Raw genomic sequence first — 20,342 nt, 5'->3', positions numbered from 1 at the left:
CTTCGATGCAAAGAGAGGGTTGTGCGAGGGGAAGTTCGGGTTCGCTACTTGACGCCGGAGTAGCCGATGGAATCGACGATCCGCCGCCCGAAGACGAAGAACAGGGTCAGGACGGGGATGGCGGCGACGAGCGTCGCCGCCATCAGGCCGGCCCAGTCCGGGCTGCCGTTCGGCGTCTGCGAGCGGAAGACGCCCAGGGCGACCGTGAGCACGCGCGAGTCCTCGGTGTTGCCCGCGAGCAGGGGCCAGAAGTAGTCGTTCCACGTGTTGATGAAGGTCAGGATGCCGAGGGTGGCGAGCGGCGCGCCGCTCATCGGCACGATGATCTGGAAGAACACGCGGAGCTTGCTCGCCCCGTCGATCTCGGCGGCCTCCTCGATCTCACGGTTGATCCCGAGGAAGAACTGCCGCAGGAAGAACACCGCGAACGGAGTCATGAGCAGGGTGGGCAACGCCAGACCGGGGATGGTGTTGAGAAGGCCGAGGTCACGCATGGTGACGAAGTTGGGCAGGGCCGTGAAGATCGGCGGCACCATGAGCGCGGTGAGGAACACGAAGAAGACGGCATCCCGCCCGGGCCAGCGCAGCCGCGCGAAGGCGTAGGCAGCCAGCGAGCAGAACAAGAGCTGCCCGACCGTGACAAGCGTGGAGTAGGCGAGAGAGTTGCGAAGGTAGAGGAGGAAGTCCACCGAGGCCCCTGACCCACCCTCCGCGATGGCGCTCTCCTGCGACGCCAGCCCGAGCACGCGGGCGAAGGCACCCCAGGTGAACTCCACGGGCAGGATCGACCCGGCACCGGCGGCGAGGGCGTTCTCGGTCGAGAGGGCGGTGCGCGCCATCCAGTAGAAGGGGAAAATCGTCAGGAAGAGGGCGATTCCCATCACGGCCCAGGCGAGCGCACGTCCGAACGAGAAGCGGCGGCTGCCGCGCGATCGGGGCCGGTGCCGTTCGGGGCCGACGAGCAGGGTGCGTGTTTCGGTGGAGGTCGTCATCGGAAGGCCTTAGGCGAGGTCGGACTGGTTGGCGCGCATCATCCGAAGCTGGAAGAACGAGACGACGGCGAGGATGAGGAGCAAGACGACCGAGATCGCGCTGGCGTAGCCGAAGTCGTTCTCGCCGAACCCGGTTTGGTAGATGTAGTACTGGATGACGCGGGTGGCGTTGATCGGGCCGCCCCGGGTGGTCACGGCGACGGTGTCGAACACCTGGAACGATCCGGTGACGGTGATCACCAGCACGAGGGCGAGCACCGGGCGCAGCAGCGGCAGGGTGATCTTCCAGAAGGTGCGCCATTCGCTGGAGCCGTCGATCGCCGCCGCCTCGTACACGTAGGACGGGATCATCTGCAGGCCCGCGAACACCAGGAGCGCGGTGTAGCCGGCGTGGCGCCAGACGTTGACGAGCGCGATCGTGGGAATCGCCCACGTGTCGTCGGCGAAGAACGGGATGCGAGTAAGCCCGAGCGCCTCGATGGCGCTGTTGACCAGGCCCAGCTGAAAGTCCAGCAACAGGAACCACACCATCGCGGCGATGACGTTGGAAACGAGGAAGGGGAGAAGGATCGCGCCGCGAATGACGACCGACCGGGTGAGCCGGTGCATGAGCACGGCGAGCCCGACCGCGACGACCGTTTGGACGGCGATGTTGATCACGACGTACTCGAGGGTGACGCCCACGGAGTTCCAGAAGAGTGGATCGCCCATCAGGCGTACGTAGTTCTGCAGCCCGATGAACGACGGGGCACTCATCAGGTTGTAGTCGGTGAGGCTGATGTAGAACCCGCGAATCGTCGGCACGAGGTAAAAGGCGGTGAAGCCGATCGCCGCCGGGAGGACGAACGCCATGGCGGTCCGGAACTCGCGCCGACGCCGGCGGCGCTGACCCGGCGACAGGCTCGGACGCAGCGCGGTCATCGGACGCGTCGATCGTTCGCGGAGGCGTAACGCGGGAAACGGTACACGGGGACTCCTCTGTCGATGATCCGGTCCGATCGTCTTCGGCGCTCCGGATGCCACTTCGTCGATGGAGCGGCTGTCCGGAAAGCTACACGAGTAGATTTTGCTTCGCAAGACTTTGAGCAAATGGCATTACATTTATCGCAATCGACCTCCGCCCCCTCCCCCGACCCCAGGAGAACTCGTGACAGAGACGTCCGTGCCGCCGCCCGACCTCGTGCGCGTGCAGCGTTTCCCCACCGATCCGTTCGTCCCGATCGACCGCTCGACCGTCGCGGTCCACACGACGACGGTCGGCCGGGGCCTGCGCGTGGACGTCGAGGCGAGCGAGGCGGTCTCGCGCGTGGTCCTGCGCTGGCGACGACCGGTCCCCCGCTCGACGCGCGTCCTCGGCGACGCCTGGGAGCGGACGTACGGCGACCTCGAATGGCGGATCGTCCGCCCCGAGGCGGTCCTCCCCTGGACTGTCCTGCTGCACGACGCCACGACCGGCACGACGACGGGTGCCGGCGTCGAGGTACGCGGTGGCGCCTTCGCCTTCTGGCAGGTCGACGACCACGGCGTCACCCTCACGCTCGACCTGCGCAGCGGAGGCACCGCCGTCCGCCCCGGGGAGCGTGCCATCGCCGCCGCGACCGTGCGGTGGACGGCGTCGGAGGCCGGTGCTTTCGCCGCGCAGCAGGAACTGCTGCGCCTGTTGTGCAGCGACCCGCTCAGCGCGGGGCCGCTGGTCGGCGCCAACAACTGGTACTACGCGTACGGACGCGACTTCGCCCTGGCATCCGTCGTCCGCGACGCTCGCGCGATCGCCGAACTGGCCGGAGACCACCCCGTTCGCCCGTTCGGGGTCATCGACGACGGATGGAGCAGCGACGGCACGGCCGACGGGCGCGAGGCCTCGCCGGGCCCCTGGGACGGCGGCCGCCCGATCGAGTTCCCGGACATGGCCGGAGCCGCCGACGCCATTCGCGCCGAAGGTGTGCGACCGGGCGTCTGGTTCCGCCCGCTCCTCACCCGCGACGCGAGCGTCGAGGGCGTGCGCGCGTCGCGTGACGGAGCTCTCGCTCTGGATCCGACCGCACCCGCGGTGCGCGAGCTCGTCGCGTCCGACTTCGCGCGGCTGTCAGGGTGGGGATACGAGCTGATCAAGCACGACTTCTCCACATACGACCTCCTCGGACGCTGGGGGCCGCAGTTCGGCGCGTCGCCGGCGGAGGGTCCCGCACTCAGCGACCCGCGCGTCACGACCGCCGAGGCGTTCGTCGGCTTCTACCGGGACGCGAAGGATGCCGCCGGCGATGCCCTCATCCTCGGCTGCAACACCGTCGGCCACCTCGCGGCCGGCCTCGTGCATGCGCAACGCATCGGCGACGACACCTCCGGCCTGGACTGGAACCGCACCCGCCGGGTGGGCGTGAACGCCCTCGCCTTCCGACTGGCCCAGCACGGTGCGTTCTTCACCGTCGACGCCGACTGCGTGCCCAGCACACCCCTGACGGACTGGACACTGAACCGGCAGTTCCTCGACCTCGTCGCACGCAGCGGCACCGCACTGTTCGTGTCGGTCGACCCGTCCACGCGGAGCTCCCGCGTGGACGACGATCTCGCCGCGGCGCTGCGCCTGGCGCTCGACGGCGGCGAGCCCGGGGGCGTCCGCCCCCTCGACTGGCTGGACACGCCCACGCCCACCCGCTGGGCGACGGATGACACCGTCGTGGAGTACGACTGGCTGGGCCAGACCACCGCCGACCCCTTCGAGCCGACGTCCGCGGCGAGCCCGCCCCCGTGAGACGACCGACGCGGCGAGTCAGAGAGCGCCTCAGCTCGTGACGATCTCCACCACCGCTGCCCCACCCGCGGGGGCAACCACGCGCGAGACGCAGCAGCACATCTTCGACCGCGCGTCCTTCTGCCGCTCGCTGTAGAACACGTCGCGGTGGTCGATGTCGCCCGAGAGACCCAGGACGCGCACTTCGCACAGACCGCACTCGCCCTTGCGGCAGTCCCACATCATGTCGGCCCCGGCCGCCTCGAGGGCTTCGAGCATGGACTGGTTCGGCCGCACACGCGCCTCGATCCCCGTGGCGGCGATGCGCACCGTGAACTCCTGCGCGTCGAACCAGCCGCTGTTGCCGAAGGTCTCCATCCGGAGGTCCGCGACGGGGCGCTTCTGTCGCATCCACTCCCGGCGGATGGCATCCATCAGTCGTATGGGACCGCAGACGTACACCTCGGTTCCGGGCTCGATGCCGTCGACGAGATCGGGAATGACCAGCGAGGTGTTCTCGTCGCGCACGTGCAGGCGGAGGCGGTCACCGTGCGTGTCGCGCAGGTCGTCGACGTAGGCCATCAGGGGGCGGCTGCGCCCGGCGTAGAGCAGGCGATACTCCGCTCCACGGGCCCGGAGGCTCGCCGCCATGCCCACCATCGCCGTGATCCCCACACCCCCGGCGATGAGGACGTAGCGGACGGCGCCGGGGCGGAGCGGGAAGTCGTTGAGCGGTTGAGTGAGCTCGAGCCGGTCGCCCGGCGAGAGCGCATTCATGACGGCCGCGCCCCCGCGGCTCACCGGTGAGGTGTAGACGCTGAGCGCGATGCGACGACCGTCGTCGGTGGCATCCACGATCGAATAGGATCGGCGATCGCGCTCGCCCCCGATCGTCAGGCGCACGTCGATGTGCGCGCCGGGGCTCACCGGGACGGGGTCGTCGACCTCGATCTCGATGCGACGGATCTCGGTGGTGAGGGGACGGGATGCCACGACCGTGCCACCCTGCCAGACCTCGGTGCGTGAGACCGCCACCTCAGCGCACCAGCTGGGCGCCGCGGCGCGGAGCGGGAGCGTGGTCGCGGCCCTCGGCGAGCAGCATCCGCTCGAGGATCCGACGCACCCACATGCCGCCGGCGTCGATGTTCAGACTGTAGAACTCGTAGTCGGGGTTGGCGTCGATCGCGGCCTGCTGGGCGGCGAGCATCGCCTCGTCCTCGCCGAACACGCCGTGCACGCCCTCGCGCAGCTGCGTGGTGATCAGCTGGCTGTCGAGGCGGTAGTTGCGTTGGAACGACCAGAAGTAGTGGCTCGACCGCGCCGTCTCGGGGGTGATGGTGTTCATCACGTAGCCGTTGACGCCCTGCGACCGATCGCCCTCCGGCGCCCCGGTGCCCGCTTTGGCGACCCCCACGTCGATGCAGATCGTGGACGGCGCTTCGAAGTGGATGATCTGCCACCGGTCGACACGGCCCGAGAAGCCGGGGAACTTGTCGCGCATGTTCTTGAGCCAGAACGGCGGCGCTTCGATGTCGTGCATCCATCGCTCGACGGTCACGGTCGTGTCGGTGTGACTGGTGACGAACTCGCTCTCGCTGAGCTCTTTCTGCCCGATGCTGCTCGAGTGCACGAACTCCTCGTGGGTGAGGTCCATGAGGTTGTCGAGGATGAGCTGGTAGTTGCACGGGGCGTGGATCGTCAGGCCATCGCCGGTCCAGGCGGCATCCGTCATCTGGTGCATGTCGGGGATGAGTGCGGGGGAGGCGAGAGCGGGGTCGCCCACCCACACCCAGACGTAGCGATAGCGGTCGACGACGGGGAACGACGGCACGAGGGCGCTGGGGTTGATCGTCTCCTGCGCGGGCATGCTCGTGCAGCGGCCTCGGGCGTCGTAGGTGATGCCGTGGTAGGGGCAGCGGATGTCTTCGGGGCCGACCAGGGCTCCCTGCGACAGCGGAGCCAGGCGGTGCCAGCACGCGTCCGCGAGGGCGACGGCCCGGCCGTCCTCGGTGCGGTAGAGGGCCAGCGGCCGGCCCGCGACGGTCCGAGCCAAGATCTTCTTGCGCCCGACCTCGTGGTCCCATGCGGCGACGTACCACGCGTTGCGCGGGTGGTCGAGCAGTTTCGCGGTCACTGTCTCCTGCATGGTGCACTCCCTTGTCCACTAACTATCACGATAGTTATACGGGAGAAGATACGGTGGAAGCTCGGCATCCGCAAGCGTGGGGAGGAGTCGGCCGATGAGCCTGCGCTACGCCCTTCTGGCCCTCCTGACCGCCCAGCCCATGACCGGATACGACCTCGCCAAGGCCTTCCATGTCTCGGTCGGGCATGTCTGGCACGCCCCCGACTCGCAGATCTATCCCGAGCTCAAGCGCATGGTCCGCGACGGCCTGCTGGTCGATGAGTCGGTGCCGTGGGGCGAGAAATCGACGAAGACGCAGTACTCCGTCACCGACGAGGGCGTCGCCGCGTTCCGAGCGTGGATGCGCGAACCGATCGACTACCCGAGCGAACGCGATCCGGCGCATCTGCGTGCGGCCTACTTCGAGTGGACCGAACCCGAGATCGCGCGCCGCCACCTGCAGGAGCACATCGCGCAGTACGAACTGCGCCGCGCGCAGTGGCAAGCACAGTTGGATGCCATCCGCCGGCGTTCGCACCCCATCGTGGCGCGCCGGCTCGCGAGCGACACCGAGCACGACCCGGACGCGATCGTCGCCTTCAAGGTTTTCACCTACGAGGGCTTCCTCGACCGCGCCGAAGGCGAGATCGCCTGGGCACGGCACGGGCTGGAGCTGCTGGAGAGGCTCAACCCGGGGGCGTAGCGTTCACTCCTCGGCGGGAAAGGCGACCGCGCGAAGAAGCCGCGCCAACTCGATCCGGTCGGTGTTCGATAGCGCGGCGTGCGCGCGCCGCTCCCCCGACTCCACGTCGGCGAGCGCCCGGCGATAGACCTTGCGCCCCTCCAGGGTGGCGGACACGACGTTCGCTCGTCGATCACGGGGATCGGGCTCGCGCGACACGAGTCCGCGTTGCTCGAGGTCGTCGATGAGCGCGACCACCTGACTGGGATCCAGGCGCAGAAAGGCCGCGAGCTCGCGCTGCGAGGGCCGTCCGCCCGTCACGGCGAGCGCCAGCACCGAGTACGACCGCACCTTCAACCCGTGCGCTGCGAGCGCCTCGTTGCCCGCCGCGTGGGACACCGCGGCGGCACGCGCGAGCAGGAAACCGAGATCGTCGACGAGGGGCGCGTGCTCCAGTCGCGACGCCGGAGTCGCATCCTCGCCCGCCGCAGTGCTCATGACGTCAGTGTAGCGAAAATCAATCATTGACATTCTCAACGAATGGATGCCACGATGGCGGCGACACGAAGGAGTTCACCATGTCGCTCACCGGCAAAGTCGCCATCGTCACCGGTTCCGGGCGCGGCCTCGGCCTCGCCTACGCCCAGGAGCTCGCCCGACAGGGCGCCGCCGTCGTGATCAACGACGTGGACGCTGCCACCGCCGAGGCCGCGGTGAAGACCATCGTCGACGCGGGCGGGCGCGCGGTCGCCGTCGCCGCCCCGGTCGGCCCGACCGAGACCGCCGATGCCCTCGTCGCCGCGGCGGTGGAGAACTTCGGGCGCCTCGACATCCTCGTGACCAACGCGGGTGTCCTGCGCGACACCGTGCTCTGGAAGATGAGCGACGACGATTTCGACACCGTCATCGGCGTCCACCTTCGCGGGACCTTCACCACCGTGCGGGCCGCCGCGACGTACATGCGTCAGAACGAGATCGCCGGGCGCATCATCTGCATCGGCTCGCCCACCGGCCAGCGGGGCAACTTCGGCCAGACGAACTACGCGGCCGCCAAGGCGGGCATCGTCGGCATGGTGCGCACGTGGGCTCTCGAGCTGAAGAGGGCGGGGATCACCGTGAACGCGGTGATCCCCGTCGCCGCCACCGCGATGACCGCGACGGTCCCCTACTTCGCCGCTGCCGTCGAGGCGGAGGCCGCGGGCGAGCCGATGCCGGCGTTCTTCCGTCACGACCTGGGCTTCGGTACGTCCGACGACGTCGCCGGCCTCGTGGCCTACCTCGCCTCCGGCGCCGCCGCGGGCGTCACCGGCCAGGCCATCGGCATCGGCGGCGACCGTCTGCAACTGTGGTCGCACCCCGAGCCCGTGGCGACGGCTTATCGCGAGGGCGGCTGGACGTTCGAGGCGCTCTCCGACGGCTTCGCCGAGGCGGTCGGCGACCTGCAGAGCGTCGGCGAGCGGTTCCCCGCTCTGCCCGCCGACCTGCAGCGCCCGGCCCCGACCGCCTGACAGCCATGGCCCGCTACGAGTGCGCCATCGACGTCGAGGCGCTGAAAGCCATCGACGTGCACGTGCACATCGAGATCGACGGGCACGGACACGCCTCTCTGCCCGACGATCTCGCGGCGGCCGCGAGCCGCTACTTCGCCGTCGACGCCGCACGTCCCGACCTCGACAGCATCGCGGAGTACTACCGCGAACGGTCGATGGCGGCGGTGGTCTTCACGGTGGATGCCGAGAGCCACCTCGACCACCCGCCTCTGTCGAGCGCCGACATCGCCGCGGGCGCGGCACGCCACAACGACGTGCTGATCCCCTTCGGGTCCGTCGACCCGAACCGCTCCGACGCGGTCGACCGCGCGCTCCGGCTCATCGAGGATTCCGGTGTCCGCGGGTTCAAGTTCCACCCCACCGTGCAGAACTTCGACCCCGGCGACGAGCGCCACTACCCGCTCTACGAGGTGCTTCAGGCGGCCGGCGTGGTCGCCCTCTTCCACACCGGCCAGACCGGGATCGGCGCGGGGATGAAGGGCGGGCGCGGCCTTCGCCTCGGCCTGTCCAACCCCATGCTGCTCGACCCGGTCGCGGCGGACTTCGGCGATCTGCAGATCATCATGGCCCACCCGTCCGTGCCGTGGCAGGACGAGGCGATCTCGGTTGCCACCCACAAGCACAACACGTGGATCGACCTGTCGGGCTGGAGCCCGAAGTACTTCCCGGAGCAACTCGTCCGCGCGGCCAACTCGTTCCTGAAGAGCCGCATCCTCTTCGGCTCCGACTTCCCCCTGCTCACCCCCGACCGCTGGATGCGCGACGTCGAGCAGACCACCCTGAAAACCGAGGTGATGCCGGGGATCCTCCGCGACAACGCCGCGCGCCTCTTCGGCCTCTCCACCCCTCCCAAGGAGCACTCATGACCACCACCGTCACCTATGACGACATCGCCGGCCTCACCGGCACCGACCTCGGCTGGTCGGACTGGCTCGAAGTCACCCAGGGCCGCGTGGACCTCTTCGCCGATGCCACCGACGACCACCAATGGATCCACATCGACCCCGAGCGCGCGAAAGACGGCCCCTTCGGCAGCGCGATCGCCCACGGCTTCCTCAGCCTGTCGCTGGCCGTGAAGTTCTGGACCGAGCTCTTGGATGTCACCGGCGTGACCACCAAGGTCAACTACGGCCTCGACAAGGTGCGCTTCATCTCGCCCGTGAAGGTCGGCGCGCGCGTGCGCATGAACGCCGTCATCGCCGAGGTCACCGAGATCGCCGGCGGGTATCAGCTCGCGGTCGACCAGACGATCGAGATCGACGGCGGCAGCAAGCCCGCCGTCGTCGCCCGCGGCCTCTACCGCTTCTACGCCTGAGCCGCCCCGGGGCCCGTCGCAGACGGGCCCAGGGACACCGTTGGACCCCCGCCAACCCGCACTCGAAGAAGAGACCGCGCATGAGAACCCAAGGACTCGGAGCATGGCTCCCCCGGCGCCGGCTGCGCTCACCCGACAAGATCGCCGTGGTGTTCGGGGAGAACCAGCGGCTGACCTACCGACAGCTCGCCGACGGTGCCGAGGCGGCGTCCGCCGTCCTCGCGGAAGAGGGCATCGGCGCGGGCGACACGGTCGCCTTCCTCGGCGAGAACAGCCCGGACTTCCTCATCACCCTCTTCGGCGCGGTGCGCATCGGTGCCGTCTTCGTCCCGGTCAACACGCGCCTCGCCGGCCCCGAGATCGCCCACGTCCTCTCGGACAGCCGCGCCCGTGTGCTCATCCACGACGCCTCATTCGACGATCGTCTCGACACCGTCGAGGCCGGGCTCCCCCATCCACCGCACCGCCTGCGCACGGGAGTATCGGGCCGGAACGGCGAACCCGGTTTCGACCGGAGGAAGGATGCCACCGGCCCGGTGCCCGCGCTCGTGATCGCCGAGCCTGACGCGCCCGCAGCGGTCGTCTACACCTCCGGCACGACCGGTCGCCCCAAGGGCGCGGTGCTCACGCACGAGAACCTCACGGCCGTCGCGGTGAACACCGTCATCGACTACGACGTCGTGTCGGACGACGTCGCTCTGATGATCTCGCCCCTGTTCCATGTCGCCTCCCTCGGCATGGGTGCCCTCCCCGTCGTCCTCAAAGGCGGAACGCTCGTGCTGGAGAAGGGGTTCGAGGCCGGCCGCGCACTCGACCTCGTCGAACGGCACCGCGTCACGATGATCTCCGGGGTTCCCACGACCTTCCAGCTCATGACCGACCACCCCTCGTGGGCGAGTACCGACATCTCGAGCCTGCACACCCTCACATGCGGCGGGTCCGCGGTTCCCGATCGCATCCTCCGGGCCTGGGAGGAGCGCGGCCTGTCGTTCTCACAGGGCTACGGCATGACCGAGACCTCTCCGGGCGCGACGTCGCTCGCCCCGCACATGACGCGAGCGAAGCAAGGCAGCGTCGGCCTCCCGCACTTCTTCACCGAGGTCCGCGTCGTCGACGACGAAGGCCACCCCGTCCCCGCGGGAACCGTCGGAGAGATCCACGTCACCGGTCCGAACGTCTTCGCCGGGTACCTCGGTCTCGACGAGGCCACGCGCGCCGCGAAGACCACCGACGGTTGGTTCCGTTCCGGCGACCTGGGCTACCTGGATGCCGACGGCTATCTGTACATCTGCGGCCGGTCGAAGGACATGATCATCTCCGGCGGCGAGAACATCTACCCGGCCGAGGTCGAAGCCCTGATCGCGGACATACCGGGAGTCACGGGCGTCGCCGTCATCGGCATCCCGGACGATCGCTGGGGCGAAGTGCCCCTGGCCGTCCTGACCGTGACGGAAGGAACGACGCTCGACACCCCCGCGGTACGCGCGCACCTGGATGGTCAGGTGGCGCGCTACAAGCTGCCGAAGGACGTCGTCGTGGTCGACGCACTCCCCCGCACGGCGTCCGGCAAGGTCGTCAAGGCCGAGTTGCGCGAGCGCTTCGGCGGAGCCTCCGTCTGAGGGGCACGGGCGAGGACGGTCAGCCGTCGGCGTGAGCCGTCTCGGTGGCGCTCTGCGCGGAGTGACCGCCGCGCTTCGTCAGGCGCGTGATCACGGTGATGACCGCGACGATGGCGAGCCCGACGGCGAGGCCGACCACCGCCGACATCGCCGTCTCCACGATCCACACGATCACCGGACCGGCGGCCTCGATCGCGTGCGTCACCACGTGCACAAGGTCGTAGGGGCCCGCCCACAGCGTCTCAGCGAGGTTCTGCAGCAGCAGGTGCCCCCCGACCCACAGCATCGCGATGGTGCCGACGATGCTGATCACGCGGAAGACCGTGGGCATGGATGCCACGACCCGCACGCCGAAGCGGCGGACTGCGCGAGAGGGGCTCTTCATGAAACGCAGACCGATGTCGTCGATCTTCACCAGCAGCGCGACCGCGCCGTAGACAACGACCGTCATGGCGAGACCGATGACGAGGAGGGCACCCAGCGTCATCCAGATCCCGAACCCGGGGTCGAGACTCGACAGCGCGATCAGCATGATCTCGGTGCTGAGGATGAGGTCGGTGCGAACGGCCCCGAACACGAGCTTCTTCTCGTCGCGCGGGCCCTCCTCCTCGTGTTCGCCGTGGCTGACGCCGAACCACTCGAGCACCTTCTCGGCGCCCTCGAAGCAGAGGAAGGCACCACCGACGATGAGGAGGTACGGAAGCACCATCGGCGCGAAGGCTTCGAGCAGCAGCGCGATCGGGATGATGATGACGTACTTGTTGATGATGCTGCCGAGCGCGATCTTCCACACGACGGGAAGCTCGCGCGCGGGCGTGAGGCCCTGAACGTACTGCGGAGTGACGGCGGCGTCGTCGATGACGACGCCCGCGGTCTTCGCGCTCGCCTTCATGGCGGCGCTGAGGATGTCATCGACGACGGCGAGCAGACCGACAGACATGGGGATTCTCCGGGGGTCGAGGGGCGACGGGGCCTTCAGCGAGGATATCGGCGTCGCCGGCTGATCCATCCGGATGCGCGACACTTCTCCGGGATCTGCGCCGGTGCACCCCGGGAGGAAAGAGAAGAGCCCCGGCGGACCGGGGCTTTTCTTCAGTGCGGAGACGGAGGGATTTGAACCCTCGGTCCCCTTACGGGGACTCCACCTTAGCAGGGTGGTGCACTAGGCCTGACTATGCGACGTCTCCAGGTGATCGGCGCCGAAGGCGCGAGCACACCGGTTCATACTACCCGCTCGCGCCCCGGCATCCGAATCCACGATCAGGAGGATCCGGATGCCGGGAACGAGAGTGTCAGCGGACGTTTCCGTTCGAGCAGGTGGCCTGGGCGGCCGTCTGGCCCGCGATCTCCGACGGCAGCGTGATCGCCGACGCCGACGGCTCCGGAGTCGGGGCCGCGCTGTCGGTCGGTGCCGGCGACGCGGTGTCGGTCGGCGCCGGCTGGGCGTTCTCGTCGACGACGACGCCGTCTCCGTCGCTCAGGTTCCCCGAGAGCTGGAGGGGCTGGTTCGCGGCGAGCGCGGCCCAGAGCGTGTCAGCGGCGTCGTAGTCGGGGACGACGCGGTTCGGGTCGGCCGAATCGGTGAATGTCGGGTACTGGATGAAGACGATCTCGTTGAAGGGGACGTCCTTCACCGCGGAGGCGATCTGCACGAGCGTCAGGGGATTCGTGAGCGACGTCGAGGGATCGACGTTGCGCAGGGCGGTGGACGCGAGCTTGTAGAGGGTTGCCGGGTTCGACAGCACCTCCTGGCTCTTCAGCTTGTTGGCCAGGCGCGACATGTACTGCTGCTGGTTCGAGATGCGACCGAGGTCACCGCCGTCGCCGACGCCGTGGCGGGTGCGGAGGAACTGGAGGGCGTCCAGGCCGACCACGGTGCGGGTGCCGGCGGGCCAGTCGATCCCGGTGTAGGGGTCTTTGATGCCGTTGGCGATACACACGTCGACCCCGCCGATCGCGTCGGTGATGTTGATGACGCCCCCGAAGCTCACCTTCGCGGCGAAGGGGATCTCGAGACCGCTGAGCTTCGAGATGGTGTCGACCACGCACGACAGCCCGCCGTAGTAGAAGGCGCTGTTGATCTGCTGCTTGCTCATCGCCGAGTGCTGCGTGCCGTCTTTGTCGGTGCAGGAGGGGATCGGAACCATGAGGTCGCGGGGGAACGAGATGACGGTCACGCGCCGCGGCTCATCCGAGATGTGCACGAGCATGTTGACGTCGTTGAGGCTGTCGCCGGAGTCGGCTCCCGTGCAACGGTCGCCGAAGAGCGACGCGAAGTCGGGTTCGCACTCGTCGGTTCCGACCAGGAGCAGGTTGACACCGCCCTTGAGTTCGCCGATGTCCGGCGGAACCGCGGGCTGTCCCTTGAGCTCGACCGCGTCGGCCGTGAAGCTCGACGACAGGTCGTACAGCGCGTAGGCGCCGACTCCGAAACCGGAGACCAGCAGAACGGCGAGGCCCACGGCCACCGCCCGCATGATCTGGCTGGCGGGGCTGAGCGTCCGCAGACGTCCGTGGCGCGCGACGGTTCTCTGCCCGCGCGGGGTCGTGCTCTTGCTCACTCGGGTCCTTTCGGGGACGGATGCCATCCGGCCGGGCATCGCATCTCGCCTGGGCCGCGGCCACAGGTCGGAGCCATCTTAGGGATGCACTGCTGAGAATCGTGTGAGGGTCAGGGGAATCTCATCCGATGGCGAGGTCGCGCCAACGCCCGACGATCGCGTGGTCGACGGCCGAACGGTCCATGCCCGTCATCGTCGGGGCGACCATTCCGGCGAAGGTACAATCGGCACCGGCGACACCGGATGCCGGTAGGGGGCGGAATGGCTCACAAAACGTCCGACGAGCTGCGAGCAGCGAATCGCCGTTCGAATCAGCGTTTCGGCTCGATCGTGAGTGCGATCGGGGCGCTCCTGGCCGTCGCGGGCCTCGCGTTGACGTACGCCGCGGGCGCCGCTGCCTCGGGCGGAGGGTCGGCGTCCGGTGACCTCGCGGAGACGTCGACCACGACGGTGGGCGTCCTCGCCTTCTTCTCGCTGTGCGCGCTCATCACCGGGGAGCAGATGCGACGAGGGTCCATCCGCGCCAATCCGACGCCGCCTGACACCGCGACGCCCTCCGCGACAATGGTCAGCTCCTTCCGTGTTCTCGGGACCCCCTGGCGAGTCGTCTGGATCGTCATCGCGTTCACCATCGCCGCCTCTCTCCTCGGTCCGGTCATCGCCGGGTTCCTCACGGGAGCATGGCCGCACTCGCTGTCGGCTCACGAAGCGGTCGAGGTGCTGTGGGCGATCTACGGAAGTCTTGCTTTCGCGACGGGGCTCACCCTGTTGTCATCCCTCATCAAGGTGCGTGCCACTGCTCGGCGTGCGTCATCCGGGAAACCCTCGCAGGCAGGATGGCGCTTCTGGCTCTACCGCTGGCGTGCAGACATGTGGCTGGTGTCGGTCGGCGGATTCTTCGCCGCCGTCTGCGCGGTCTTCGCCGTATCGGAGAGCACCGTTCTCGAGCGCTCATCCGTTCAGGGCCCCCTCATCGTCGTCGCGATCGTCGCGAGCGCGATCGCCGTCGCCGGTATCGCCTTGGGCACGCAGTTCTGGCGCACGGGCGAGAGTCTCGGTTCCGGCGAGTCCTACGACTGACCCGCGGCGGCCGCGGGACCACCGACGATCCGACGGAGCACTGGGGACTCGCCCCGGCGAGCCGAGGAGAGCGGAGCCTCCGGCGGCGTGGGCCCAACTCCGTTCGACTCCCGCTCAGCCGGTCATAACGACGGAAGCGGCCCCCTGCGGGAGCCGCTTCCGTCGTTGCGGAGGGTGTGGGATTCGAACCCACGGGACATTGCTGCCCACTGGTTTTCAAGACCAGGTCCATCGGCCGCTCGGACAACCCTCCCGGTCGTCCGAGTCTACCGAGGGCAGGGAGGGCCGCGCGTCCAGCCCCCGTCGCGCGTGGAGAGCCCTGACTAGCGTCGATCCCATGGCGAAAGCAGTACGCGGGTCGGTGGCATCCTTCTTCCTCCGTCTCGGGCGGCAGGTGTGGGTACGGGCGGCGATCTTCACGGTGATCGCGGTGCTCGTCGCGCTGGCGGCGCGGTTCCTCGGGCCGCTGCTGCCGTTCTCGTTCTCGCTCGACCTCGGTCAGAACGCGGTGGGGTCGCTGCTGCAGATCATCGCGACGGCCATGCTCACCGTGAGCACCTTCTCGGTGACGGCGATGGTGACGGCGTTCTCGTCCGCGACGACCACGGCGACACCGCGCTCGACCTCCCTGCTCATCGCGGACCCGACGTCGCAGAACGCGGTGTCGACCTTCGTCGGCGCGTTCGCCTTCTCTCTCGTCGGGATCGTCGCCCTGTCGACGGACTACTACAACGAACAGGGCCGGACGATCCTGTTCGTCGGCACCCTCGTCATCATCGCGATCGTCGTCGTGACGCTGCTGCGCTGGATCTCGCACCTCTCCACCTTCGGACGCATGGCCGACGTCATCGACCGTGTCGAGAGGGCCGCGACGACCTCGCTCGAGCTCTACGCCTCCTCCCCCACGCTCGGCGCGCGCCGGAGCACCGGTGTTCCGGGGGATGCCGCCGCGGTCGCCGCCGACGAGGTCGGGTACGTCACGCACGTCGACATCGCGGGCCTGGACCGGCTCGCGCGCTCCCACGACGTCGAGGTCCACGTGCACGCGTCCCCGGGCCGCATCGCCGACGCGAGGGTGCCGTTGGCGTTCGTGCACGGCGAGATCGACGACGCCCTGGCATCCGGCATCCGCCGCTGTTTCCGCATCGAACGCCACCGCACGTTCGAGCAGGACCCGCGGTTCGGCGTGATCGCCCTCACCGAGATCGGCAGCCGCGCGCTCTCGGCCGCGACGAACGACCCGGGTACGGCGATCGAGGTGATCGCGGCCCTCCAGCGGGTCCTCACGCGCGCGCTCGTCACGGAGCCCTCGCACGACGTCGCCTATGAGCGCGTGTTCGTGACCCCGCCGACGCTGCGCGACCTCGTCGCCGACGCCTTCCGGCCGCTCGCGCGCGACGGAGCAGCAGACATCGAGGTGCAGGTGCGCCTGCAGAAGTGCCTGGCCTCGCTCGCGGCCACCTCATCGGCCCACGAACACCTGTTCCAGGATGCCGCGCGCGCAGCGTTCGATCGCAGTCGACGTGCCCTCGACCGCAGCGACACCCGTGTGCTCCGAGCCGCAAGGCGTTCCGCGTGGGCGGGGCACGGCATCCGTTCCTGAACGAACACCCAGCGACGGATATCGGTTCCCCCAGCGCTCGCCACCGGCGCTTGAATGCGCACCGAGGCAGGCGTAAACCGGGAGAAATCAGCCCACCGCCCTCCGCAGCGGGTCTTGTTCGACAAGGAGGGGAATCCCATGCTCATCGCCTTCGCGCTCATCTACGCGGCATCCATCTGGGCCACCGTCGTCACCGTCCGTGACGCGCAGGTCTCCATCGGCCTGAAGGCCACGTGGGCCACGGCGCTCCTGCTGCTGCCGCCGTTCGGGCTGCTGGCCTGGGCCGTCGCGAGCGTCGCGAGCCACCGGCCCGGACACGCCGCGCACGTCTAAGGGTCAGAGCGCGCGCAGCACCGCCGCGACGCCGCCCTCGGCGACCGAGAGCCCGACCTCGCCGGCGGCGGCGTGCACCTCGGGCGGGCCTTGGTGCATCGCGATCGCGCGGCCGCCGTTGCGGACCGCCCACTGCATCATCTCGATGTCGTTGCGTCCGTCGCCCATGACGAGGACACGCTCCGCGGGGATGCCGAGCCAGCCGCGCACGAGTTCGAGCGCGGTGGACTTGTCGACGCCCTGCGGGGCGATGTCGAGCCATGCGGTCCACCCGATCGCGTACGACACCTGGTTGAGGCCGATGCGCTCGACCAGCTGCAGGAAGTCCTTGTCGGTCTTCTCGGGGGCGACCACGACGACACGGCACACCGGCTGCTCGGACAGCTGGTCGAAGGTGACGCGGTTCGCGCCCTCGAGATTCCAGTCGTCGAGGTAGTCGGTGAACAGCCGGGACCCGTCGGGCAGTTCGACCAGGAAGTGCGCCCCGGCGAGATGCTCGCCGAGGAGGGTGAGGACCTCGGTCGGGTCGAACGTCTCGACGTGCGCGCGCTCGTACGGCGCGGCATCCCCGTCACCGATGCGGCGCATGACGATCGCACCGTTGGAGCACACCGCGTACTCGGGACGGATGCCGAGGCGGTCCATGATCGTGTGCGTGCTGCCCCAGCTGCGGCCGGTGGCGAGCATGACCTCGTGGCCCGCCGCCTGGGCTCCGGCCACCGCCTCGACCACGCCCGGGCTGAGGGTGTCGTCTTCGAGGAGCACCGTCCCGTCGACGTCGAGGGCGATGAGCATGCGCGCGACGGGAGCGTCGGCGAGGTCGGCGACGGCGTCAGCCGCCTCCTGCTTCGGCGCGCTCTCGACGGCGCCGGTGTCGGGGAGAGCGGCCTCGTCGTTCACGCGATCGGCTCCATGACCTCGAGCCCGCCGAGGTACGGGCGCAGCACCTCGGGGACCGCGACCGACCCGTCCTCACGCTGGTGCGTCTCGAGGAGGGCGACGATCCACCGGGTGGTCGCGAGCGTTCCGTTCAGCGTCGCGACGGGCTGCGTCTTGCCGCCGCCCTCGGGCCGGAACCGCGTCTCGAGGCGGCGCGCCTGGTAGGTCGTGCAGTTCGACGTGCTCGTGAGCTCGCGGTAGGCGTCCTGGGTGGGTACCCAGGCCTCGATGTCGAACTTGCGCGCGGCGCTGGAGCCCAGATCGCCCGCGGCGACGTCGATCACGCGGTACGCGAGCCCGAGGTCTTGCAGCATGCCCTCCTGCATCGCGACGAGACGGTCGTGCTCGGCCTCGGCATCGGCGGGGTCTGTGTAGACGAACATCTCGAGCTTGTTGAACTGATGCACGCGGATGATGCCCCGGGTGTCCTTGCCGTAGGACCCGGCCTCACTGCGGTAGCAGGTGGACCAGCCGGCGTAGCGCTTGGCACCGCGCTCCAGGTCGAGGATCTCGTCCATGTGGTACCCGGCGAGCGGGACCTCGCTCGTGCCGACGAGGTAGAGGTCTTCCTTCGGCAGGTGGTAGACCTCGTCGGCATGCTGACCGAGGAAGCCGGTGCCGCGCATCACCTCGGGACGCACGAGCGTCGGCGGGATCATCGGGGTGAAGCCGGCCTGCAGGGCCCGGTCGAGCGCGAGGGTCATCAGCGCGAGCTCGAGGCGGGCGCCGATGCCGGTGAGGAAGTAGAAGCGGCTGCCCGAGACCTTGGTGCCGCGCTCCATGTCGATCGCGCCGAGCAGCTCGCCGATCTCGAGGTGGTCGCGCGGGGGGAAGTCGTAGGTGGGGATCTCACCGTGCGTGCGCAGGGTGATGAAGTCGTCTTCGCCGCCGGCGGGTACACCGTCGAGCACGATGTTCTCGATCTTCGCCAGCGCCGCCTCGGCGGCCTCTTCCGCGGCGTTCGCGGCCTGCTGGGCGGCTTTGACCCGCTCGCTCAGCTCCTTGGCCTCGGCCACGAGGCCCGCTTTCTCGTCTTTGGGCGCCTGCGCGACGCGCTTGCCGTGCGCGTTCTGCGCGGCGCGGAGCTCTTCGAAGTCGGTGATCGCCTTGCGGCGGAGCCTGTCGGCATCCAGCGCTTCGTCGACCGACGCGGGCGATTCCCCGCGGGCGATCTGGGAGCGCTTCACGAGCTCGGGATCTTCACGCAGCAGAGTCAGGTCGATCACGCGTCCATCCTACGGTCGGGGCCGACCTCGCTCCCTCCCTCGGACGGCCCGCACCGGCCGACGCAACGCCGGGCGCGTCGCAGCGGGTATGGGCCACCGGCATCCGGTCGTCAACCCCGTCCGATTCGCCCGTCCGGAAGCGGATCCCGGTCCTATGGTGGAGAAATGGCCGACCCTGACGCGCCGCGTGACGACGCGGAGTCCCCCGAGACCGTCCCCTCTGATGCGCCCGCCGAGGTGAAGGCGGACGCTGCTGCCGCCGAGGGCTCGGGCGACGACTTCCACGCCGCCCGCCTCGGCGACGATGCGGCCGATCGTCCGCGCAAGGACGTCCCCCACCCGAAGGACGCCGCGGAGCCCGACGACACGATCCATCAGCCGGAGGACGTCCCGCCCGACTCGTCGGCAGAGACCCCGGGCAAGACGCAGCGCGTCGACGCCGAGGGCGAGGAGGCTCCGATGGACGCCGAGCCCACGCGGAAGAAGCGTGCCGCTCTCGTCTACAACCCCACCAAGGTCGAGCCCGAGACCCTGCGAGCGCGCGTCGCCGAGCTCGCGGCCGAAGCCGACTGGGCCGAGCCGCTCTTCTACGAGACCACCGTCGACGACCTCGGCGACGACGCGACCCGCGCCGCTCTCGACGAGGACGTGGATGCCGTTCTCGTGGCCGGCGGAGACGGCACCGTGCGTGCGGTCGCCGAGGCTCTCACCTCCACCGGGGTTCCGCTCACGATCGTGCCCAGCGGCACCGGTAACCTCCTCGCGCGCAACCTCAACCTGCCGCTCAACGACACCGACGCGATGATCCGCGCGACTTTCGAGGGCGACATCCATCCGATCGACACCGGGCTGGCCCGCATCCGTCGTGCCGACGGCGAGGTCGAGGAACACGGGTTCTCGGTCATGGCCGGTATCGGCTTGGATGCCGCGATGATCCAGAACACTCGCGACGACCTGAAGAAGCAGGTCGGTTGGGTGGCCTACGTCGACGGAGCGGCGCGGTCCCTGGTCTCGGCCAAGCCCTTCCGTGTCATGTACCAGCTGAACGGGCACCGCCTGCACTCGGCGAAGGTGCAGAGCGTGCTCTTCGCCAACTGCGGCGCCCTGCAGGGCGGCGTGGCGCTCATCCCCGACGCGTCGATCGCCGACGGTCGCCTCGACGTGGCCGTGCTTCAGCCGACGGGGGTGCTGGGCTGGCTGGGCGTGTGGCGGAGCATCGTGTGGGACAACTCGGTGCTGCGCAAGTTCCGCGCCGGCCGGCGCGTGCTCGAGCGCCGCAAGGACACCTCGGTGCGCTACCTGCGGGGCACGGGCATCGAGCTCGCGACCGCTCCCGCGCAGCCGATCGAGCTCGACGGCGACGAGTTCGGCGAGGCGACCCGCATCTACACGCGCATCATTCCCGGTGGCCTCTCGGTGGCGCTGCCGAAGGGGCACGACGTCTCCTCGCTCTGACGCGGTCGGGTGCGCGGCGCGCGGGCTGGCCCTTATACACATCTGACGCTGCCGACGGTCGTACGCGTTCACGATTACTCGGACGCGCGGATATCAAAAATACAAATAACATGTAAGGATAAAAAGCAACA

Annotated in this window: 19 protein-coding genes and 2 tRNA genes; 10 read left to right on the top strand and 11 right to left on the bottom strand. The window is 69.1% G+C overall.

Annotated elements, in window-relative coordinates; all coding sequences use genetic code 11:
- Window positions 1–44: 44 nt before the first annotated feature.
- Together NS220_RS05875 and NS220_RS05870 are read right to left on the bottom strand one after the other, a co-directional pair.
- Window positions 45–992 carry a carbohydrate ABC transporter permease gene (locus tag NS220_RS05875; RefSeq protein WP_058623152.1) on the bottom strand — a complete coding sequence of 316 codons (948 nt, stop codon included), beginning with the start codon at window positions 990–992 and terminating at the stop codon, window positions 45–47.
- Between the two features lie 9 nt (window positions 993–1,001).
- Window positions 1,002–1,913, bottom strand: coding sequence for a carbohydrate ABC transporter permease (locus NS220_RS05870; RefSeq protein WP_058623151.1), 912 nt, complete (start codon window positions 1,911–1,913; stop codon window positions 1,002–1,004).
- A 226-nt stretch (window positions 1,914–2,139) separates the two neighbouring features.
- On the opposite strand from NS220_RS05870, the gene NS220_RS05865 reads away from it, so the two are divergent.
- On the top strand, window positions 2,140–3,744 hold the full coding sequence (locus tag NS220_RS05865) for a hypothetical protein (protein ID WP_206542991.1): 1,605 nt from the start codon (window positions 2,140–2,142) through the stop codon (window positions 3,742–3,744).
- A 30-nt stretch (window positions 3,745–3,774) separates the two neighbouring features.
- On the opposite strand, the gene NS220_RS05860 is transcribed toward NS220_RS05865, so the two are convergent.
- The gene (locus NS220_RS05860; RefSeq protein ID WP_058623150.1) at window positions 3,775–4,758 is read right to left on the bottom strand and encodes a PDR/VanB family oxidoreductase; all 984 of its coding nucleotides are present in this window, start codon (window positions 4,756–4,758) and stop codon (window positions 3,775–3,777) included.
- A gap of 1 nt (window position 4,759) precedes the next feature.
- Window positions 4,760–5,869, bottom strand: coding sequence for an aromatic ring-hydroxylating dioxygenase subunit alpha (locus NS220_RS05855; RefSeq protein WP_058623149.1), 1,110 nt, complete (start codon window positions 5,867–5,869; stop codon window positions 4,760–4,762).
- Window positions 5,870–5,963: 94 nt separating this feature from the next.
- Here NS220_RS05855 and NS220_RS05850 point away from each other — a divergent pair, with 94 nt between their 5' ends.
- A complete protein-coding gene (locus NS220_RS05850; RefSeq protein WP_058623148.1) occupies window positions 5,964–6,551 on the top strand; it encodes a PadR family transcriptional regulator in 588 nt (195 codons plus the stop codon).
- A 3-nt stretch (window positions 6,552–6,554) separates the two neighbouring features.
- Here NS220_RS05850 and NS220_RS05845 read toward each other — a convergent pair whose 3' ends face one another.
- Complete coding sequence (locus NS220_RS05845) at window positions 6,555–7,028, bottom strand: MarR family winged helix-turn-helix transcriptional regulator (protein ID WP_058623147.1); 474 nt, start codon at window positions 7,026–7,028, stop codon at window positions 6,555–6,557.
- Window positions 7,029–7,108: 80 nt separating this feature from the next.
- Here NS220_RS05845 and NS220_RS05840 point away from each other — a divergent pair, with 80 nt between their 5' ends.
- The 4 genes from NS220_RS05840 (at window position 7,109) to NS220_RS05825 (ending at window position 11,014) form a co-directional block, all read left to right on the top strand.
- Window positions 7,109–8,038 (top strand): SDR family oxidoreductase, encoded by a 930-nt coding sequence (locus NS220_RS05840; RefSeq protein WP_058623146.1) that lies wholly within the window; start codon window positions 7,109–7,111, stop codon window positions 8,036–8,038.
- A gap of 5 nt (window positions 8,039–8,043) precedes the next feature.
- Complete coding sequence (locus tag NS220_RS05835; protein WP_153004171.1) at window positions 8,044–8,946, top strand: amidohydrolase family protein; 903 nt, start codon at window positions 8,044–8,046, stop codon at window positions 8,944–8,946.
- Window positions 8,943–9,395: a MaoC family dehydratase gene (locus NS220_RS05830; protein WP_058623145.1), complete on the top strand. Its 453-nt coding sequence runs from the start codon at window positions 8,943–8,945 to the stop codon at window positions 9,393–9,395. The genes NS220_RS05835 and NS220_RS05830 overlap by 4 nt, the downstream gene beginning before the upstream one ends.
- Before the next feature lie 80 nt (window positions 9,396–9,475).
- Window positions 9,476–11,014 (top strand): acyl-CoA synthetase, encoded by a 1,539-nt coding sequence (locus NS220_RS05825; protein ID WP_058623144.1) that lies wholly within the window; start codon window positions 9,476–9,478, stop codon window positions 11,012–11,014.
- 19 nt (window positions 11,015–11,033) lie between these two features.
- Here NS220_RS05825 and NS220_RS05820 read toward each other — a convergent pair whose 3' ends face one another.
- From NS220_RS05820 to NS220_RS05810, 3 genes are all read right to left on the bottom strand, one after another.
- Window positions 11,034–11,954: a DUF808 domain-containing protein gene (locus NS220_RS05820; protein WP_058623143.1), complete on the bottom strand. Its 921-nt coding sequence runs from the start codon at window positions 11,952–11,954 to the stop codon at window positions 11,034–11,036.
- Window positions 11,955–12,112: 158 nt separating this feature from the next.
- Window positions 12,113–12,201: transfer RNA gene (locus NS220_RS05815), tRNA-Ser, on the bottom strand.
- Window positions 12,202–12,306: 105 nt separating this feature from the next.
- Complete coding sequence (locus tag NS220_RS05810; protein ID WP_058623142.1) at window positions 12,307–13,575, bottom strand: LCP family glycopolymer transferase; 1,269 nt, start codon at window positions 13,573–13,575, stop codon at window positions 12,307–12,309.
- Window positions 13,576–13,836: 261 nt separating this feature from the next.
- On the opposite strand from NS220_RS05810, the gene NS220_RS05805 reads away from it, so the two are divergent.
- A complete protein-coding gene (locus NS220_RS05805) occupies window positions 13,837–14,655 on the top strand; it encodes a hypothetical protein (RefSeq protein WP_058623141.1) in 819 nt (272 codons plus the stop codon).
- A gap of 168 nt (window positions 14,656–14,823) precedes the next feature.
- Here the strand turns inward: NS220_RS05805 and NS220_RS05800 are convergent.
- Window positions 14,824–14,908 (bottom strand) — tRNA-Ser (locus NS220_RS05800).
- Between the two features lie 84 nt (window positions 14,909–14,992).
- Here NS220_RS05800 and NS220_RS05795 point away from each other — a divergent pair.
- Window positions 14,993–16,258 carry a DUF2254 domain-containing protein gene (locus NS220_RS05795; protein ID WP_081323002.1) on the top strand — a complete coding sequence of 422 codons (1,266 nt, stop codon included), beginning with the start codon at window positions 14,993–14,995 and terminating at the stop codon, window positions 16,256–16,258.
- Between the two features lie 138 nt (window positions 16,259–16,396).
- Window positions 16,397–16,591 carry a PLDc N-terminal domain-containing protein gene (locus NS220_RS05790; RefSeq protein ID WP_058623139.1) on the top strand — a complete coding sequence of 65 codons (195 nt, stop codon included), beginning with the start codon at window positions 16,397–16,399 and terminating at the stop codon, window positions 16,589–16,591.
- A gap of 3 nt (window positions 16,592–16,594) precedes the next feature.
- Here the strand turns inward: NS220_RS05790 and NS220_RS05785 are convergent, their stop codons facing one another.
- Both NS220_RS05785 and serS read right to left on the bottom strand, forming a co-directional pair.
- Complete coding sequence (locus NS220_RS05785) at window positions 16,595–17,491, bottom strand: HAD family hydrolase (RefSeq protein WP_058623138.1); 897 nt, start codon at window positions 17,489–17,491, stop codon at window positions 16,595–16,597.
- On the bottom strand, window positions 17,488–18,756 hold the full coding sequence (gene serS / locus NS220_RS05780) for a serine--tRNA ligase (RefSeq protein ID WP_058623137.1): 1,269 nt from the start codon (window positions 18,754–18,756) through the stop codon (window positions 17,488–17,490). The genes NS220_RS05785 and serS overlap by 4 nt, the downstream gene beginning before the upstream one ends.
- Window positions 18,757–18,921: 165 nt before the next feature.
- Here serS and NS220_RS05775 point away from each other — a divergent pair, with 165 nt between their 5' ends.
- Window positions 18,922–20,211, top strand: coding sequence for a diacylglycerol/lipid kinase family protein (locus tag NS220_RS05775; RefSeq protein WP_081323000.1), 1,290 nt, complete (start codon window positions 18,922–18,924; stop codon window positions 20,209–20,211).
- The last annotated feature ends 131 nt before the right edge of the window (window positions 20,212–20,342 follow it).

The sequence above is a fragment of the Microbacterium testaceum genome, from assembly GCF_001476655.1.
In the GTDB taxonomy this organism is placed as follows: domain Bacteria; phylum Actinomycetota; class Actinomycetes; order Actinomycetales; family Microbacteriaceae; genus Microbacterium; species Microbacterium testaceum_C.
The sequence above is the reverse complement of the archived record's forward strand: the minus strand, read 5'-3'. Positions and strand labels throughout refer to the sequence as shown.

What these genes read in the sequence shown, in the direction of transcription:
- NS220_RS05875 (WP_058623152.1), bottom strand. Translation starts at nt 992, where the DNA reads ATGACGACCTCCACCGAAACACGCACCCTGCTCGTCGGCCCCGAACGG.
- NS220_RS05790 (WP_058623139.1), top strand. Translation starts at nt 16,397, where the DNA reads ATGCTCATCGCCTTCGCGCTCATCTACGCGGCATCCATCTGGGCCACC.
- NS220_RS05870 (WP_058623151.1), bottom strand. Translation starts at nt 1,913, where the DNA reads ATGACCGCGCTGCGTCCGAGCCTGTCGCCGGGTCAGCGCCGCCGGCGT.
- NS220_RS05820 (WP_058623143.1), bottom strand. Translation starts at nt 11,954, where the DNA reads ATGTCTGTCGGTCTGCTCGCCGTCGTCGATGACATCCTCAGCGCCGCC.
- NS220_RS05835 (WP_153004171.1), top strand. Translation starts at nt 8,044, where the DNA reads ATGGCCCGCTACGAGTGCGCCATCGACGTCGAGGCGCTGAAAGCCATC.
- NS220_RS05805 (WP_058623141.1), top strand. Translation starts at nt 13,837, where the DNA reads ATGGCTCACAAAACGTCCGACGAGCTGCGAGCAGCGAATCGCCGTTCG.
- NS220_RS05840 (WP_058623146.1), top strand. Translation starts at nt 7,109, where the DNA reads ATGTCGCTCACCGGCAAAGTCGCCATCGTCACCGGTTCCGGGCGCGGC.
- NS220_RS05795 (WP_081323002.1), top strand. Translation starts at nt 14,993, where the DNA reads ATGGCGAAAGCAGTACGCGGGTCGGTGGCATCCTTCTTCCTCCGTCTC.
- NS220_RS05775 (WP_081323000.1), top strand. Translation starts at nt 18,922, where the DNA reads ATGGCCGACCCTGACGCGCCGCGTGACGACGCGGAGTCCCCCGAGACC.
- NS220_RS05825 (WP_058623144.1), top strand. Translation starts at nt 9,476, where the DNA reads ATGAGAACCCAAGGACTCGGAGCATGGCTCCCCCGGCGCCGGCTGCGC.
- NS220_RS05845 (WP_058623147.1), bottom strand. Translation starts at nt 7,028, where the DNA reads ATGAGCACTGCGGCGGGCGAGGATGCGACTCCGGCGTCGCGACTGGAG.
- NS220_RS05855 (WP_058623149.1), bottom strand. Translation starts at nt 5,869, where the DNA reads ATGCAGGAGACAGTGACCGCGAAACTGCTCGACCACCCGCGCAACGCG.
- NS220_RS05830 (WP_058623145.1), top strand. Translation starts at nt 8,943, where the DNA reads ATGACCACCACCGTCACCTATGACGACATCGCCGGCCTCACCGGCACC.
- NS220_RS05850 (WP_058623148.1), top strand. Translation starts at nt 5,964, where the DNA reads ATGAGCCTGCGCTACGCCCTTCTGGCCCTCCTGACCGCCCAGCCCATG.